A 15,456-nucleotide genomic window follows, 5' to 3' on the forward strand; every position below is an offset into this window, starting at 1 on the left:
CTGCTTTTGTCAGAGAAGCGTCCGAACTTAGGACAGCTTTTCCTTGATGCGTGCGGCTTTGCCGGACAGATCGCGGAGGTAGTACAGCTTGGCTTTGCGCACGTCACCGCGACGCTTGACTGCCAGGCTGTCAACCAGCGGGCTGTAGGTCTGGAAGGTACGCTCAACGCCAACACCGCTGGAAATCTTGCGCACGGTGAAGGCGCTGTTCAGGCCGCGGTTACGCTTGGCGATAACGACGCCTTCAAAGGCCTGCAGACGCTGACGGTCGCCTTCCTTTACTTTCACTTGTACGACTACGGTGTCGCCCGGTGCGAAAGTCGGGATTTCTTTGTTCATCTGCTCAGCTTCGAGCATCTGGATAATCTTGTTGGTCATGCTGCGCTCCTAAGACAAGCCTCCCGGCCCATCATCGATACGTTAACTATCGTCCCGCTGGCGGATGTATTCCTCCAGCAGCTTCTTCTCTTCTCCAGAAAGCGAGCGGCTATCCAGAAGATCAGCGCGACGTTCCCAGGTCCGACCAAGGGACTGCTGCAAACGCCAGCGCCGGATGTGTTCGTGGTTGCCACTAAGCAACACTTCGGGAACACGTTTATCCGCATACACCTCCGGGCGGGTGTAGTGCGGGCAGTCGAGCAGGCCATCCGTAAAGGAGTCCTCCTCGGCCGAATCGGCATGACCCAATGCACCAGGCAAAAGGCGCGTCACCGCGTCGATCAGCACCATGGCCGGCAGCTCACCGCCAGACAGGACGTAATCACCAATCGACCATTCCTCATCGACATGCGCCTCAATGAAACGCTCGTCGATGCCTTCATAACGACCGGCGATCAGGATCAGTGCATCCTCCTGCGCCAGCTCGCGGACCGCCGCCTGATTCAGGCTACGGCCCTGCGGCGATAGGTAGATCACCTTCGCCGTCTCTCCCGCGGCTTGCTTGGCACTGGCCAAGGCATCCTCGAGAGGCTTGATTTTCATCACCATTCCCGGACCACCGCCGAAAGGGCGGTCATCCACCGTGTGGTGACGATCAGTCGTGTAGTCTCGCGGGTTCCAGCAATTGAGCTTTAGCAGCTCCTGCTTGACCGCTCGACTGGTGATGCCGTACTCGCCGATGGCGGCAAACATTTCCGGGAACAGGGTGATGACTTCTACGCGCATGAGCCTTAGAAATCCGCATCCCAGTCGACCCGCATCTCGCCAGCTGCCAGGTCAATCGAAAGCACGCACTGCCCCGTGTAGGGCAACAGACGCTCGCGATCATCCAGACTGCCCGCGCAGGGCTTGACCACCATCACATCGTTGGCACCGGTCTCGAACAAGTGGTCGACCACACCGAGCAGTTGCTCTGCCTGATCAATGACCTTCAAGCCCTGTAACTGGTACCAGTAGAACTCACCATCTTCCAGCTCTGGCAGCTCGCTACGCGGCACGCAGATCTCGAAACCGGCGTAGGTACGCGCAATTTCGCGATCATCCAGACCTTTCAACTTGGCTACCAGCACCTTGCCCTGAAGGCGGCCGCTGGCCAGTTCCACTTTCTTTACCTCACCGTCACGCTTGAGCGTCCAGTTGCGGTAATCGAGCACGTTATCGATGGGATCGGTAAAGGAGTACACCTTCACTTCACCCTTGACGCCGTGCACCGAAACAATCTTGCCGAGAACGATCAAATCCTCGGCGACGGCCGGCGTCGTACTCATAAAGGTGCTTAGGCAGCAGCCTTGGCAGCTTCCTTGAGCAGCTGAGCAACACGCTCAGACGGCTGAGCGCCCTGGCCCAGCCAGTAGGTCGCACGCTCTTGGTCGACGGAAAGACGCACTTCGCCACCAGCAGCGATCGGGTTGAAGAAACCGATACGCTCAACGAAACGACCATCGCGCGCATTGCGGCTGTTGGTCACGGTCAGGTGGTAGAAGGGGCGCTTTTTGGAGCCGCCACGAGCAAGACGGATGGTTACCATGTGAACATCGTTCCTGTAGTCGGTGCTAACTTGAGGCACACATTAAAAATGGGCCTAGGCCCGAAAGGCCGCATATTTTAAGGATTATGCGGCGGTTTGCAAATCTCTTTTTCCGGACGGCCATCGGCCGGGGTACAGGCCTCAGAATTTCGGCATTCCGCCGGCACCTGGAAGCATGCCACCCATACCGCGCATCATCTTGGCCATACCGCCCTTGGCGGTGAATTTCTTCATCATCTTCTGCATCTGCTTGTGCTGCTTGATCAAGCGACCGATGTCCTGCACCTGGGTACCGGAGCCCATAGCGATGCGGCGCTTGCGCGAGCCGCTGATGATGTCGGGATCGCGGCGCTCGGCCGGCGTCATCGAGTTGATGATCGCCTCCATCTGCTTGAACTGCTTCTCGGCTGCGCCCTGAGCGCTGCCCATCTGCGACAGGTTGACGCCACCGATGGACGGCAGCTTGTCCATCAGGCCGCCGAGGCCGCCCATGTTCTTCATCTGCTGCAGCTGATCACGGAAGTCTTCGAGATCGAAGCCCTTGCCCTTCTTCAGCTTCTTGGTGAGTTTCTCGGCCTTCTCGCGATCGAGGGTCTGCTCGGCCTGCTCGATCAGGCTGAGCACATCGCCCATGCCGAGAATGCGCGAGGCGATACGGTCCGGGTGGAAGGGCTCGAGCGCGTCGCTCTTCTCACCCATACCGATGAACTTGATCGGCTTGCCGGTGATGTGGCGCACGGACAAGGCAGCGCCACCACGCGCATCACCGTCGACCTTGGTCAGCACTACACCGGTCAGCGGCAACGCCTCGCCGAACGCCTTGGCGGTGTTAGCGGCGTCCTGGCCGGTCATGGCGTCGACCACGAACAGCGTTTCGACCGGTTTGACGGCTGCGTGCAGCGCCTGGATCTCGGCCATCATCTCGGCATCAACGGCCAGGCGACCGGCGGTATCGAGGATGACCACATCGATGAACTTCAGCTTGGCTTCGCGAATCGCTGCGTTGGCGATATCCACCGGCTTCTGGCTGGCATCGGAGGGGAAGAAGGTCACCCCGAGATCGCCCGCCAGGGTTTCCAGCTGCTTGATCGCCGCCGGGCGATAGACGTCAGCCGACACCAGCAGCACCGACTTCTTCTTGCGCTCCTTGAGGAACTTGGCCAGCTTGCCAGCGGTGGTGGTCTTGCCCGCGCCCTGCAGGCCGGCCATCAGCACCACGGCAGGTGGAGCCGCATTGAGCGACAGGTCTTCGTTGGCCGCGCCCATCAGCTCTTCGAGCTCGGCGCGGACGATCTTCACGAAAGCCTGGCCCGGCGTCAGGCTCTTGGAGACTTCGGTGCCGACGGCGCGATCCTTGACCTTGCCGACGAAGTCCTTGACCACCGGCAGAGCCACGTCGGCCTCGAGCAGGGCCATGCGCACTTCGCGCAGCGTATCCTTGATGTTGTCTTCGGTCAGCTTGGCCTTGCCCGTGACATTACGCAGCGTCTGGGACAGGCGATCGGTAAGATTTTCGAACATGCGCGTTCCTTTGATAGGTGCGACCCGGCGCGCCGGGTGTGCGACAGGCGGCGGATTATAGCGAAGTCGCCGAGCTGCCGACACCGCCGGCAGTCTTTCGTGCTGACGCCCTTCTGTGCCACACTCAGCGCCTTTCGGGCTCGCCTTACACGGATTTATGCACCCTCTGTTGCCCAGCCTCGCCGCCGCACTCCTCTACGCTGGCGCCGCCGCTTACCAAGGACTGCGCCTTACGCAGCGCAGCATCCCCGACAAACGCCTGCTGGCGTCGCTTGGTGCGCTCGCCTTGTGCCTGCATGTCGTCAGCCTGTTCTTCCAGCTGTATGACGTACACGGCCTCAACCTGGACTTTTTCAATGCGGCCAGCCTGATCGCCTGCGCGGTCATCGGCCTGATTCTGTTGGCCTGCCTGCGCATACCGGTGGAAAACCTGCTGCTACTCCTGTTCCCGCTCGGCACGCTGACCGTACTGGCAGCGCAGTTCATGCCCAGCGGCACCATCAATCCGATCAACGAGCACCCTGGCATCCTCGCCCATATCCTGCTCTCGATCCTGGCCTACGGCATGCTCACCATCGCCGTGTTCCAGTCGATCCTGTTGCTGCTGCAGGACCATCAGCTCAAGCACAAGCACCCGTCCGGGCTGATCCGCAACTTTCCACCGCTGCAGACCATGGAGAGCCTGCTGTTCGGCTTCCTCTTCGCCGGCTGGCTGCTCTTGTCGTTGTCGCTGCTGTCCGGCGCGCTGTACATCGACGACCTGTTCGCTCAGCACCTGGCACACAAGACCATTCTTTCCTGCTTCGCCTGGGTGGTTTTCGCTGTGCTGCTGTGGGGGCGTCACCAGCTCGGCTGGCGCGGCCACAAGGCCATTCGCTGGACCCTCGCCGGGTTCTGCCTGCTGATGCTGGCCTATTTCGGCAGCAAGCTGGTACGCGAATTCATCCTGCACATCTGAGGCAGACCTCGTGGACGACCTACATTCGAGCTACCTGCTCGGCCTGCTGATTTTCCTCATTCTCTGCTCGGCGTTCTTCTCCAGCTCCGAGACCGGCATGCTCAGCCTCAACCGCTACCGGCTCAAGCACCTGGCCAAGGAAGGGCACAGCGGCGCCAAGCGCGTCATTCGCCTGCTGGATCGCCCGGATCGCCTGCTCGGCACCATCCTGGTCGGCAACAACGTGGTCAACATTCTCGCCGCCTCCATCGCCACGGTGCTGGCGGTGGACATGTGGGGTGAAGCCGGTATCGCCATTGCCACGGCAGGCCTGACCATCATCGTGCTGATCTTCGGCGAAATCACGCCCAAGACCCTGGCTGCACTGCGCCCGGAACTGGTGGCCTTCCCCGCCAGTCGCCTGCTCAGCCTGCTGCTGCGCGTACTCTACCCGGTGGTGTGGCTGACCAGCGTGATCAGCAACGGTCTGCTGCGCCTGCTCGGCATCGATCCGTCGCAGCGCGCCAGCGACAGTCTTTCCACCGAGGAGCTGCGCAGCGTGGTGCGTGAGTCCGGCTCAGAACTGCCGACGAACCGCCAGAGCATGCTGCTGAGCATCCTCGACCTCGAACGGGTCACGGTCGACGACATCATGATCCCGCGTAACGAAGTGACCGGCATCGACCTCGACGACGACCTGGAAATCATCATCGGTCAGTTACGTAGCACCTCGCACACGCGCCTGCCGGTGTTTCGTGGCGACATCAACCAGATCGAAGGCGTGGTGCACATGCGCCAGATCGCCCGCCTGCTGAGCCACAACCAGCTGACCAAGGACGCGTTGCTGGCAGCCTGCAACGAGCCTTATTTCATCCCGGAAAACACGCCCCTGGCGACCCAGCTGATCAACTTCCAGAAGCACAAGCGGCGCATCGGCATCGTCGTCGACGAATATGGCGACGTGATAGGCATCGTCACTCTGGAAGATATTCTCGAAGAGATCGTCGGTGACTTCAGCAACCAGGACAGCCTGCGCAGCCCCGATATCCACCCGCAGGAAGATGGCACCCTGGTCATCGACGGCGCCGCCTACATTCGCGAAGTGAACAAGACCCTCGGCTGGCATCTGCCCAGCGACGGCCCCAAGACCCTCAACGGCCTGATCACCGAAGCCCTGGAGAGCATCCCGGACAGCAGCGTCTGCCTGAAGATCGGCCCCTATCGCCTGGAGATTCTCCAGGCAGCGGAGAACCGGGTGAAGAGCGTGCGCGTCTGGCAGGTGGCAAAGGTCAAAGCGGACGAAGCAGCTCCGGAGTGAGGCGTTCGGCCAGGCCTGCAGCCCATTGCCGATAGCCCAATGCCGACGGGTGATAGCCATCCTCGGCCAGATAATGCGCCTCGAACGGCATGTCCAGCACGCAGTGCAGCACGCCCAGCCGCTGCGCCAGACTCTGCAACTCACGATCCAGCAAGCTGGCCCGCCAGCCCATCAACTGCCGCAACAACCACGGCAAGGCGCTGAAATGCTGCAACGGCGGCACGCCGCTGAACACCACGCGACAGCCCCGCTCGCCCAATACATCTGCCATCGCGGCGAGCGCCTGCAGCCAGCGCTTGCTCGGGGTGAGGTGCGTGGTGTCATTGACGCCGAATACCAGCAGCGCCAGGTCGGCCGGCTCCGCCAATGCCAGCGGCAACAGGCATTCATGCGCCTCGGAGGCGGTGATGCCATTCTCGCCACAGGCGCGCCAGCGCACCGGCCGCCCCAGGCGCTCGGCCAGGGCGACTGCCAGACAATTCGCCAGGGACTGATCGAAGTGCGTGACACCAACGCCCGCCACGGTCGACTCACCGATCAGCAGCAGGCGTAACGGCTCACCCGGTAAATGCGCGGCAGCGGTGCCGCTTGGCTCGCCCTGCGCAACCGGCAGACGCAATGCCGTGCGCCGGGTGTGCAGGGCCAGAGGCAGCGCCAATGGCAGCAGTGGCACGGTCGCCAGCCACCACAGCGCATGCCGACTCACAACTGGACGCGAACCGCTTGCGCGCTGCGCAGCGCCTTGGCGCGAGCAGCCTCGATGGACTCGTCACGCGCCAGGGCCACACCCATGCGGCGCTGGCCTTTGACTTCGGGTTTGCCGAACAGGCGCAGCGCCGTGTCTTGCTCGCTCAGCGCGGCGCCAAGGTTGGCGAAGCTGGCCTGCTGCGAATTGCCCTCCACCAGAATCACCGCCGACGCCGACGGCCCCATCTGGCGGATCACTGGAATCGGCAGGCCGAGAATGGCGCGGGCATGCAGGGCGAACTCGGACAGCTCTTGGGAGATCAGCGTCACCAGGCCGGTGTCGTGCGGGCGCGGCGAGACTTCGCTGAACCATACCTGGTCGCCCTTGACGAACAGCTCGACGCCGAACAGGCCACGTCCGCCCAGCGCCTCGGTCACCGCCAGCGCCACGCGCTCGGACTCGGCCAGCGCCTTCGGGCTCATCGGCTGCGGCTGCCACGACTCCTGATAGTCACCATTCTCCTGGCGGTGACCAATCGGCGCGCAGAAGCTGGTGCCACCGACATGACGTACGGTGAGCAGGGTGATTTCGTAGTCGAAGTCGATGAAGCCCTCGACGATCACCCGCCCCTTGCCGGCACGCCCTCCTTCCTGGGCGTAGTCCCAGGCGCGCTGCAGGTCGGCGTCGCTCTTGAGCACGCTCTGGCCCTTGCCGGAAGAGCTCATGATCGGCTTGACCACGCAGGGGTAGCCGACGGACTTCACCGCTGCGGCGTAGTCCTCGAAGGTGTCGGAGAAATGGTACGGCGAGGTGGGCAGGCCCAGCTCCTCGGCCGCCAGACGACGAATGCCTTCGCGGTTCATGGTCAGTTGCGCGGCACGCGCGGTCGGCACCACGTTGAAGCCTTCGGCCTCCAGCTCGACCAGGGTGGCAGTGGCGATGGCTTCAATTTCCGGGACGATGTAGTGCGGCTGCTCCTTCTCGATCACTGCACGCAACGCTGCGCCATCGAGCATGTCGATGACGTGGCTACGATGTGCCACCTGCATGGCCGGCGCATTGGCGTAACGGTCGACACCGATGACTTCGCAGCCCAGGCGCTGCAACTCGATCACCACTTCCTTGCCGAGCTCGCCGCAGCCACACAGCAGCACACGGGTCGCGGAGGACGACAGAGGGGTTCCAATACGGGGCATGAGTGTTCCTCGAACAGTGAATCAGGAAGAAGTCATTAGCAGACCCGAAGCGCGGGCGCGCTCCAGGCAAAGTTGCAGCACCTCACGGCGCTCGGCATTGTCCATGCGGCCCCAGCGGGTGATTTCGGCGACGGTGCGCTGACAACCGATGCAGACATCCTGCTCGTCCAGCGCGCAGACATGCACGCAGGGCGAACGCACCGGCTTTTCTACATCATTCATCGTCATCAGGTACCAGGTCACGAGAATAGCGCTGCGCATTATGAACGTAATGAGCGGCACTGGCCTCCAGCATCTTCTTCTGCGCCTCGGTCAGTTCGCGCACCACCTTGCCGGGGCTGCCCATGACCAGGCTGCCATCGGGGATCACCTTGCCCTCGGGGATCAGGCTGTTGGCGCCGATGATGCAGTACTTGCCGATCTTGGCGCCGTTGAGGATCACCGCGTTGATGCCGATCAGGCTGTAATCATCCACCGTGCAGCCGTGCATCATCACGTTGTGGCCGACGGTGACGCCCTTGCCCAGGGTCAGCGGAAAACCCATGTCGGTATGCATGACGCTGCCGTCCTGCACATTGCTGTTCTCGCCGATATGGATCAGTTCATTATCGCCGCGCAGCACGGCACCGAACCAGACGCTGGCACCGGCCTCCAGGCGAACCTTGCCGATCAGATCGGCGCTTGGCGCGACCCAGCTCTCGGGATGGGCGTCGACACGGGAGCTTCCCAGGCGGTATTTCATGCTCGTCAGTCCTCGGCGCTATCAGCGCAGGTGTATGAAGTGTTCGGGTGGCTGGTGCAGGGCGATCTGCGCATCGTCGAAGATCAGGTTGACCAGCTCCACCACCATGATCGCGGTCAGGCCCCAGATGCGGTATTCGCCATAGGTGTAGGACGGCACATACCAGCTCTGCCCGAGGTAGTCGATACGATGGGTCACTTCGCGCGGGTCGCTGCGGAAGAACTCCAGCGGCACCGAAAATACCGAGGCAATCTCCGCATCATTGGCCTTGTATTCGACGTAATCAGGCACCAACCCGACGTAGGGCGTGACCTGAATGCCGTGTCGCGACACCAGGCTGCTGAGCGGCCCGACCACCTCGACCAGTCCCGGCGGCAGACCGATCTCCTCCTCGGCCTCACGCAGCGCGGTATCCACCAGATCGCGATCTTCAGGGTCGCGCCGGCCACCAGGAAAGGCAACCTCGCCGCCGTGGGTCGACAAACCGCTGGCGCGCAGAGTCAACACCAGCTCAGGTTCATCACTGCGGGTAATCGGGACCAGCACGGCCGCCTCGGGGAAGCTGCGCTCGGTCTCCAGAGGACGCGGGCTGTAGCCGCGCACACGATGGAGCAACTCGTCCAGCATGGGCATACTCGGAGTCTTGTTTTGCCAGGCATCATGGCATGAAAGCAGCCGGCCGCCCAACCCCGGCGACAGGACAAGCCGACCTCGATGCCAGGCTTGCCGGCCAAGACGCAGGCCGCCAAGATAGTCCCAGACAAAGAGGAACGGGCATGAAATTCTGCAGCCAGTGCGGCAACCCCGTGACCCGCATGATCCCGGCCGGCGACAACCGCATGCGCCATGTCTGCGCTCACTGCGCCACCGTGCATTACGAAAACCCGCGCATCGTCGCCGGCTGCCTGCCCGTATGGCGTGACCAGGTGCTGCTGTGCCGACGCGCCATCGAGCCACGCCGTGGCTATTGGACATTACCTGCAGGCTTCATGGAAAACGGCGAGACCATCGAGCAGGCCGCCGCCCGCGAAACCCTGGAAGAGGCCTGCGCCCGCGTGCGCGATCTTAGCCTCTATACCCTGTTCGACCTGCCGCATATCAGCCAGGTGTACATGATGTTTCGCGCCGAGCTGGTCGATCTGGATTTCGCCGTAGGCGAAGAGAGCCTGGAGGTGCGACTGTTTGCAGAAAGCGAAATCCCCTGGTCAGAGCTGGCTTTCCCGACCATAGGCCGTACCTTAGAATGCTTCTTCGCCGACCGTCGGCAGAATCTCTTTCCGGTACGCAATGAGCCACTCGAAGCGCTGCGTGCCCATTACACACCCCGTTGACCCTGCGGATGTTCCCGATGCGTTGGTTGTTTCCCCTGCTTTGCCTGACTCTCAGCTTCAACGCCCTGGCCAGCGCCACGCCAGCGACCAGCAGCCGCACCGTGGACAAGGTGCTGGTGCTCAAGTCGGAGCGCAAACTGCATCTGCAGCAACGCGGCGAGACCATCAAGTCGTACCGCATTTCGCTGGGCAAACAGCCCAATGGCGCCAAGCAACGCGAAGGCGACCTACGCACGCCGGAAGGCTTCTACTGGATCGATTGGCGCAAGCCGAGCGACAAGTACCAGCTGTCGCTGCATATCTCCTACCCCAACGCTCGCGACCTGGCCAAGGCCAAGGAAGCCGGGGTGCCACCGGGCAGCATGATCATGATCCACGGCACGCCGCTGGATGAGGAATACCCGGAGTGGTTCTTCCACACCCTGGACTGGACAGAAGGCTGCATCGCCATGAAGAACGACGACATGCGCGAGGTATGGAGCCTGGTCAAGGATGGAACGCTGATCGAAATCAGGCCCTGAGCCAAACATCGAGACAGGTGCCGACGCACCCAACCTGTAGGAGCGAACCCGTGCCGCGCTGAGGCGAAAAGCTTCGCCCCGAGGCGGGGCTCCTACGAGGGGCTGCGTTGAAGGGGTTATCTGAAGCGATTCAGAACTGCAGATCGGACAAACGCCAGACGTCGAAAGCCGGCGTTTCGTAGGGATGACTCTTCTTCAGTGCCTTCACGGCATCGTGGATCAACTCGTCGGCGACGACCATTTCCACCTTCCACTCGACAACCTGCTCGATGCTGCCGACCTGACCGATAAACGGCTGGCTACCGTCCAGGGCGCGGAACTGACCTTGGCCCAACACCTGCCAGCAGCAGTTGTCGTAAAGCCCGATGCGCCCGCCGCCGGCTGCAAACACCGCCTTTTTCACCGGCTCCAGATGGGCTTCCGGCACGTAGAAACACAGTTTGTACATCAAGTTCTCCGCAGATGGGCAACCGAACAACAGACAAGCCATGACACCAATATGATGTCATTTCGCCATGGAGTTGTCTTGAGATCGCCCGCACAATTCCATACGCAGCATTAAAACGATTCGCTGCTTTCGACTCAGGCGACGGGCGTGGCGTTCTCAGCGACCGCTGAAAAAGCGCCGCCATTTGTCGGCCAGACCGGTGGCCGGCGGGCTGTGACTGCCATCGCAGTAGGGCAGGCTTGCGGATCGGCTACAGCGGCACAACAGCAGACGCTGCTCACGCTCGGGGCGCAACTCCAGAGACTGCTGACAGTCGGGTGTGCAGTTGGGCACTTCTGCGGAGTGCCCGCAGCGGCATAGGCGATGGGTTTCACCGGGTTTGACCAGGCGAACTTCGGGGAGGATGGGGAGAGGATCATCGGCCATGGCTGGGCCTATGTAGCCCGGATGAAATCCGGGTTAGTGGTGTGATGGAAACTGCCCCGGATTGCATCCGGGCTACGGACTCCACGATCAGCTCCCTCTACCATTTATGGGAGAGGGCTGGGGAGAGGGTTCGATATTGGCCATAACGCCCTCTCCCGCCCTTCGGGCACCCCGCTCCGCGCCCCGGCCTGATCGCTTCGCGATCAGGCGCTCATCGGCGCAGGAAGCAGTGCTTCCAAAGCGCGCCTCTTCGCCCCATAAATGGGAGAGGGTCATCAGAAGGCCGCTACGCGGCCGCTTTTAGTCCACCCACACTCGGGCGTTGCGGAACATGCGCATCCAGCCGCCGTCTTCCTGCCACTCGTCCGGGCGCCAGGAGTTCTGTACGGCGCGGAACACCCGTTCCGGGTGCGGCATCATGATGGTCACGCGACCGTCGCGGCTGGTCAGGCCGGTGATGCCACGCGGCGAACCGTTAGGGTTGGCCGGGTAGGCTTCGGTGACCTTGCCGTGGTTGTCCACGTAACGCAGGGCCACGGTACCGGACAAGTCGGCCTCCAGCAGCGCCTCCTCGCTTTCGAACTCGGCATGACCCTCGCCGTGGGCGATGGCGATCGGCATGCGCGAACCGGCCATGCCCTGCAGGAAGATCGATGCCGACTCCTGGATCTGCACCATGGCCACGCGCGCTTCGAACTGCTCGGAGCGGTTGCGCACGAAGTGCGGCCAGAACTCGGTGCCAGGGATCAGCTCATGCAGGTTGCTCATCATCTGGCAGCCGTTGCACACGCCGAGGGCGAAGCTGTCGCGACGTTCGAAGAAGCCTTGGAAGGCATCGCGGGCGCGAGCGTTGAACAGCACCGACTTGGCCCAACCTTCACCGGCGCCGAGTACGTCGCCGTAGGAGAAGCCGCCGCAAGCCACCAGGCCTTTGAACTCTTCCAGGCTGACGCGACCGGCGAGGATGTCACTCATATGCACGTCGATGGCGGAGAAACCGGCGCGGTCGAACGCGGCAGCCATTTCCACCTGGCCGTTGACGCCCTGCTCACGCAGGATCGCCACCTGCGGACGTACGCCCTTCTTGATGTAAGGCGCAGCGATGTCCTGGTTGACGTCGAAGCCGAGCTTGACCGACAGGCCGGGATTGTCTTCTTCCAACAGCAGGTCGAACTCCTGATCCGCGCCCTGCGCATTATCGCGCAGACGCTGGATGCGGTAGCTGGTCTCGGCCCACTGACGCTGCAGCAGACGGCGCTCACCGGCGAACACCGGTTCGCCATTGAAGCTGATGCTGACCTCGCCGTTGTTCACGGCCTGGCCAATCACGGCCACGCAGTCGTCCAGACCGGCGGCGCTGAACTGCGCCAGCACTTCCGGAGTGGCGTCCTGGCGCACCTGGATCACCGCACCCAGCTCTTCGTTGAACAGCACCGCTGGCAGCTCGGAGCTGTCATCAGCCAGCGCGTCGAGGTTCAGCGACAGACCGCAATGACCAGCGAAGGCCATTTCCAGCACGGTGGTCAGCAGACCGCCGTCGGAACGGTCGTGGTAAGCCAGCAGGTGGCCGTCGGCATTCAGTCCCTGGATCACGGCGAAGAAGGCCTTGAGGTCTTCGGCGTCGTCGAGGTCCGGCACCTGCTGGCCGATCTGCGCATAGACCTGCGCCAGGATCGAGGCGCCCATGCGGTTCTGACCACGGCCAAGGTCGATCAGGATCAGGTCGGTCTCGCCCTTGTCCATGCGCAGTTGCGGGGTCAGGGTCTGACGGATGTCCTGCACCGGAGCGAAGCCGGTGATCACCAGCGACAACGGCGCGGTCACGCTCTTGTCGACGCCTTCATCCTGCCAGCGGGTTTTCATGGACATGGAGTCCTTGCCCACCGGAATGGTAATGCCCAGCGCCGGGCACAGCTCCATGCCGACAGCCTTGACGGTGTCATACAGGCGGGCGTCTTCGCCCGGGTGGCCGGCAGCCGCCATCCAGTTGGCCGACAGTTTGATGTCGGAGATTTTCTCGATGCGTGCAGCGGCCAGGTTGGTAACGGTCTCACCCACCGCCATGCGCCCGGAAGCCGGTGCGTCGAGCAGCGCCAGCGGCGTGCGCTCGCCCATGGCCATGGCTTCACCGGTGTAGACGTCGAAGCTGGTGGCGGTAACGGCGCAGTCGGCCACCGGCACCTGCCACGGACCGACCATCTGGTCGCGAGCAACCAGACCGGTGATGGTGCGGTCGCCGATGGTGATCAGGAAGCTCTTGCTGGCCACGGCCGGGTGATGCAGCACACGACCCAGGGCTTCTTCGATATCGACGCTGGCGGCGCTGAAATCATCGCCCTGCTCGGCTTCGCGGCTGACACTGCGGTGCATGCGCGGCGGTTTGCCCAGCAGCACTTCCAACGGCATGTCCACCGGGGTGTTGCTAAAGTGGCTGTCGGTCACTGTCAGGTGCGGCTCTGCAGTGGCCTCGCCGACTACAGCGAACGGGCAGCGCTCACGCTCGCAGATGGCCTTGAAACGCTCGAAGTCGGCCGCATCGACGGACAGGACGTAACGCTCCTGCGACTCGTTGCACCAGATTTCGTGCGGAGCCATACCCGGCTCATCGTTGGGCACGTTACGCAGCTCGAAACGGCCACCGCGACCGCCGTCGTTGATCAGTTCCGGCAGGGCATTGGAGATACCACCGGCGCCGACGTCGTGGATGAACTTGATCGGGTTGGCCTCGCCCAGCTGCCAGCAGCGGTCGATGACCTCCTGGCAACGGCGTTCCATTTCCGGGTTCTCGCGCTGCACCGAGGCAAAATCCAGATCGGCCGAGCTGGCACCGGTGGCCATCGACGAGGCGGCGCCGCCGCCCAGGCCGATGAGCATGGCCGGGCCGCCGAGCACGATCAGCTTGGCGCCGACCGAGATCTCGCCCTTCTGTACGTGGTTCTCGCGGATGTTGCCGAGACCGCCGGCGAGCATGATCGGCTTGTGGTAGCCACGCACTTCCTCACCGCGCGGGCTGCTGACAGCCTGCTCGAAGGTACGGAAGTAGCCATTGAGTGCCGGACGACCGAACTCGTTGTTGAACGCGGCGCCGCCCAGCGGGCCTTCGATCATGATGTCCAGCGCGCTGACGATGCGCTCGGGCTTGCCGTAGGGCTTTTCCCAGGGCTGGAGGAAATCGGGGATATTCAGGTTGGAGACCGAGAAACCAGTCAGGCCGGCCTTCGGTTTGGCGCCACGGCCGGTAGCGCCTTCGTCACGAATCTCACCACCGGAGCCGGTGGAGGCGCCCGGGAACGGTGCAATGGCGGTCGGGTGGTTGTGCGTCTCCACCTTCATCAGGATATGCACCGGCTCGACGCTCGCACCGTACTCGCGGGTGTCCGGATTGGGGAAGAAACGCCCGGCGGTGAAGCCTTCGATGACCGAGGCGTTGTCCTTGTAGGCGCTCAGCACGCCTTCGCTATGCATCTGGTAGGTGTTCTTGATCATGCCGAACAGCGACTTGTCCTGGCTCTCGCCGTCGATGTCCCAACTGGCATTGAAGATCTTGTGGCGGCAGTGCTCGGAGTTGGCCTGGGCGAACATCATCAGTTCGATGTCGTGCGGATTGCGCCCCAGGTCATTAAAGCTCTTCACCAGGTAGTCGATTTCGTCCTCGGCCAGGGCCAGGCCCAGATCCTGGTTGGCCTGCTCCAGCGCGGCACGGCCACCACCGAGCACGTCCACGGCGGTCAGCGGCTTGGGCTCGGCATGGCTGAACAGCGCGGCAGCGTCCTCAAGGGCGCTCAGCACCAGCTGGGTCATGCGGTCATGCAGCAGGGCGGCGACGGCAGCGCTGTCGGCTTCGCTCAGTTCGCCGCTGACGTAATAGGCGATACCGCGCTCCAGGCGCTGGACCTTGGCCAGGCCGCAGTTACGGGCGATGTCGCTGGCCTTGCTCGACCAGGGCGAAATGGTGCCGAAACGCGGAATGGTCAGGAACAGTTTGCCGCTGGGCTCCTGCACCGGCACGCTCGGGCCGTACTTGAGCAGCCGCGCCAGCACTTGTTCTTCATCGGCGTTGAGTACGCCCGTCACATCGGCGAAATGCGCGAACTCGGCGTACAGCCCGGTCACGGCCGGCACCTTGCTGGTCAGTTGCTCAAGCAATTTGCCGTGGCGGAAAGCGGAAAGGGCGGGAGCGCCGCGCAGAATCAACATCGTCGGAACAGCCTCTGGGAAGGGGTGTGCTGGAGGCCGGGCATTCTACCCTAAAGCGTTGGCCCGCGGCACCTGTAGCCTGGCGCTTAAAGGACGAACGCGTACTAGCAGAGAAGCGAAGCGCTGTCGAGATATGGCACCGCCTGCGCTTTGCGTATACTGCGC

At 62.8% G+C, this 15,456-nt stretch carries 17 protein-coding genes; 4 read left to right on the top strand and 13 right to left on the bottom strand.

Annotation, left to right across the window (positions count from 1 at the left end):
• Positions 1–27: 27 nt before the first annotated feature.
• From rplS to ffh, 5 genes are all read right to left on the bottom strand, one after another.
• Positions 28–378 (bottom strand): 50S ribosomal protein L19, encoded by a 351-nt coding sequence (gene rplS / locus BLT86_RS12565; RefSeq protein ID WP_045734872.1) that lies wholly within the window; start codon positions 376–378, stop codon positions 28–30.
• A 42-nt stretch (positions 379–420) separates the two neighbouring features.
• Positions 421–1,164 carry a tRNA (guanosine(37)-N1)-methyltransferase TrmD gene (trmD, locus tag BLT86_RS12570; protein WP_092377102.1) on the bottom strand — a complete coding sequence of 248 codons (744 nt, stop codon included), beginning with the start codon at positions 1,162–1,164 and terminating at the stop codon, positions 421–423.
• Positions 1,165–1,169: 5 nt separating this feature from the next.
• The gene (gene rimM, locus BLT86_RS12575; RefSeq protein WP_003462707.1) at positions 1,170–1,706 is read right to left on the bottom strand and encodes a ribosome maturation factor RimM; all 537 of its coding nucleotides are present in this window, start codon (positions 1,704–1,706) and stop codon (positions 1,170–1,172) included.
• Positions 1,707–1,714: 8 nt separating this feature from the next.
• Entirely contained in the window at positions 1,715–1,966 is a 252-nt protein-coding gene (gene rpsP / locus BLT86_RS12580) for a 30S ribosomal protein S16 (protein ID WP_003246162.1), read from the bottom strand.
• A 141-nt stretch (positions 1,967–2,107) separates the two neighbouring features.
• Complete coding sequence (ffh, locus tag BLT86_RS12585; RefSeq protein ID WP_017675134.1) at positions 2,108–3,487, bottom strand: signal recognition particle protein; 1,380 nt, start codon at positions 3,485–3,487, stop codon at positions 2,108–2,110.
• Positions 3,488–3,644: 157 nt separating this feature from the next.
• Between ffh and BLT86_RS12590 the strand changes: the two genes are divergently transcribed.
• The gene (locus tag BLT86_RS12590) at positions 3,645–4,445 is read left to right on the top strand and encodes a cytochrome C assembly family protein (RefSeq protein ID WP_092377105.1); all 801 of its coding nucleotides are present in this window, start codon (positions 3,645–3,647) and stop codon (positions 4,443–4,445) included.
• A gap of 10 nt (positions 4,446–4,455) precedes the next feature.
• Positions 4,456–5,742, top strand: coding sequence for an HlyC/CorC family transporter (locus BLT86_RS12595; RefSeq protein ID WP_092377109.1), 1,287 nt, complete (start codon positions 4,456–4,458; stop codon positions 5,740–5,742).
• On the opposite strand, the gene BLT86_RS12600 is transcribed toward BLT86_RS12595, so the two are convergent.
• The 5 genes from BLT86_RS12600 to BLT86_RS12620 are packed head-to-tail and all read right to left on the bottom strand — an operon-like array spanning position 5,714 to position 8,995.
• A complete protein-coding gene (locus tag BLT86_RS12600; protein WP_092377111.1) occupies positions 5,714–6,448 on the bottom strand; it encodes an SGNH/GDSL hydrolase family protein in 735 nt (244 codons plus the stop codon). The two genes, BLT86_RS12595 and BLT86_RS12600, sit on opposite strands and share 29 nt — an antisense overlap.
• Positions 6,445–7,626 (bottom strand): formate-dependent phosphoribosylglycinamide formyltransferase, encoded by a 1,182-nt coding sequence (gene purT / locus BLT86_RS12605; RefSeq protein WP_021488832.1) that lies wholly within the window; start codon positions 7,624–7,626, stop codon positions 6,445–6,447. The genes BLT86_RS12600 and purT overlap by 4 nt, the downstream gene beginning before the upstream one ends.
• 21 nt (positions 7,627–7,647) lie before the next feature.
• A complete protein-coding gene (locus BLT86_RS12610; protein WP_092377114.1) occupies positions 7,648–7,848 on the bottom strand; it encodes a DUF1289 domain-containing protein in 201 nt (66 codons plus the stop codon).
• Positions 7,841–8,368 (bottom strand): gamma carbonic anhydrase family protein, encoded by a 528-nt coding sequence (locus BLT86_RS12615; RefSeq protein ID WP_017675140.1) that lies wholly within the window; start codon positions 8,366–8,368, stop codon positions 7,841–7,843. Before BLT86_RS12615 ends, BLT86_RS12610 begins: the two co-directional genes overlap by 8 nt.
• A gap of 21 nt (positions 8,369–8,389) precedes the next feature.
• Positions 8,390–8,995, bottom strand: coding sequence for a CoA pyrophosphatase (locus BLT86_RS12620; protein WP_021488833.1), 606 nt, complete (start codon positions 8,993–8,995; stop codon positions 8,390–8,392).
• 149 nt (positions 8,996–9,144) lie between these two features.
• On the opposite strand from BLT86_RS12620, the gene BLT86_RS12625 reads away from it, so the two are divergent.
• Together BLT86_RS12625 and BLT86_RS12630 are read left to right on the top strand one after the other, a co-directional pair.
• Positions 9,145–9,699, top strand: a complete 555-nt coding sequence (locus BLT86_RS12625) for an NUDIX hydrolase (protein WP_064495710.1) — start codon at positions 9,145–9,147, stop codon at positions 9,697–9,699.
• 17 nt (positions 9,700–9,716) lie between these two features.
• A complete protein-coding gene (locus tag BLT86_RS12630; RefSeq protein ID WP_092377117.1) occupies positions 9,717–10,220 on the top strand; it encodes a L,D-transpeptidase family protein in 504 nt (167 codons plus the stop codon).
• Between the two features lie 130 nt (positions 10,221–10,350).
• On the opposite strand, the gene BLT86_RS12635 is transcribed toward BLT86_RS12630, so the two are convergent.
• The 3 genes from BLT86_RS12635 to purL form a co-directional block, all read right to left on the bottom strand.
• Positions 10,351–10,668: a Nif3-like dinuclear metal center hexameric protein gene (locus tag BLT86_RS12635; protein WP_064495709.1), complete on the bottom strand. Its 318-nt coding sequence runs from the start codon at positions 10,666–10,668 to the stop codon at positions 10,351–10,353.
• Between the two features lie 156 nt (positions 10,669–10,824).
• Complete coding sequence (locus BLT86_RS12640) at positions 10,825–11,094, bottom strand: CDGSH iron-sulfur domain-containing protein (protein WP_164676935.1); 270 nt, start codon at positions 11,092–11,094, stop codon at positions 10,825–10,827.
• Positions 11,095–11,394: 300 nt separating this feature from the next.
• Entirely contained in the window at positions 11,395–15,291 is a 3,897-nt protein-coding gene (purL, locus tag BLT86_RS12645; RefSeq protein ID WP_092377119.1) for a phosphoribosylformylglycinamidine synthase, read from the bottom strand.
• Positions 15,292–15,456 lie beyond the last annotated feature (165 nt).

The sequence above is a fragment of the Pseudomonas sihuiensis genome, from assembly GCF_900106015.1.
GTDB classification, from domain to species: domain Bacteria; phylum Pseudomonadota; class Gammaproteobacteria; order Pseudomonadales; family Pseudomonadaceae; genus Aquipseudomonas; species Aquipseudomonas sihuiensis.

What these genes read in the sequence shown, in the direction of transcription:
- BLT86_RS12635 (WP_064495709.1), bottom strand. Translation starts at nt 10,668, where the DNA reads ATGTACAAACTGTGTTTCTACGTGCCGGAAGCCCATCTGGAGCCGGTG.
- purT (WP_021488832.1), bottom strand. Translation starts at nt 7,626, where the DNA reads ATGCCCCGTATTGGAACCCCTCTGTCGTCCTCCGCGACCCGTGTGCTG.
- rimM (WP_003462707.1), bottom strand. Translation starts at nt 1,706, where the DNA reads ATGAGTACGACGCCGGCCGTCGCCGAGGATTTGATCGTTCTCGGCAAG.
- BLT86_RS12620 (WP_021488833.1), bottom strand. Translation starts at nt 8,995, where the DNA reads ATGCTGGACGAGTTGCTCCATCGTGTGCGCGGCTACAGCCCGCGTCCT.
- rplS (WP_045734872.1), bottom strand. Translation starts at nt 378, where the DNA reads ATGACCAACAAGATTATCCAGATGCTCGAAGCTGAGCAGATGAACAAA.
- ffh (WP_017675134.1), bottom strand. Translation starts at nt 3,487, where the DNA reads ATGTTCGAAAATCTTACCGATCGCCTGTCCCAGACGCTGCGTAATGTC.
- BLT86_RS12590 (WP_092377105.1), top strand. Translation starts at nt 3,645, where the DNA reads ATGCACCCTCTGTTGCCCAGCCTCGCCGCCGCACTCCTCTACGCTGGC.
- trmD (WP_092377102.1), bottom strand. Translation starts at nt 1,164, where the DNA reads ATGCGCGTAGAAGTCATCACCCTGTTCCCGGAAATGTTTGCCGCCATC.
- purL (WP_092377119.1), bottom strand. Translation starts at nt 15,291, where the DNA reads ATGTTGATTCTGCGCGGCGCTCCCGCCCTTTCCGCTTTCCGCCACGGC.
- BLT86_RS12630 (WP_092377117.1), top strand. Translation starts at nt 9,717, where the DNA reads ATGCGTTGGTTGTTTCCCCTGCTTTGCCTGACTCTCAGCTTCAACGCC.
- BLT86_RS12615 (WP_017675140.1), bottom strand. Translation starts at nt 8,368, where the DNA reads ATGAAATACCGCCTGGGAAGCTCCCGTGTCGACGCCCATCCCGAGAGC.
- BLT86_RS12610 (WP_092377114.1), bottom strand. Translation starts at nt 7,848, where the DNA reads ATGAATGATGTAGAAAAGCCGGTGCGTTCGCCCTGCGTGCATGTCTGC.
- BLT86_RS12640 (WP_164676935.1), bottom strand. Translation starts at nt 11,094, where the DNA reads ATGGCCGATGATCCTCTCCCCATCCTCCCCGAAGTTCGCCTGGTCAAA.
- rpsP (WP_003246162.1), bottom strand. Translation starts at nt 1,966, where the DNA reads ATGGTAACCATCCGTCTTGCTCGTGGCGGCTCCAAAAAGCGCCCCTTC.
- BLT86_RS12625 (WP_064495710.1), top strand. Translation starts at nt 9,145, where the DNA reads ATGAAATTCTGCAGCCAGTGCGGCAACCCCGTGACCCGCATGATCCCG.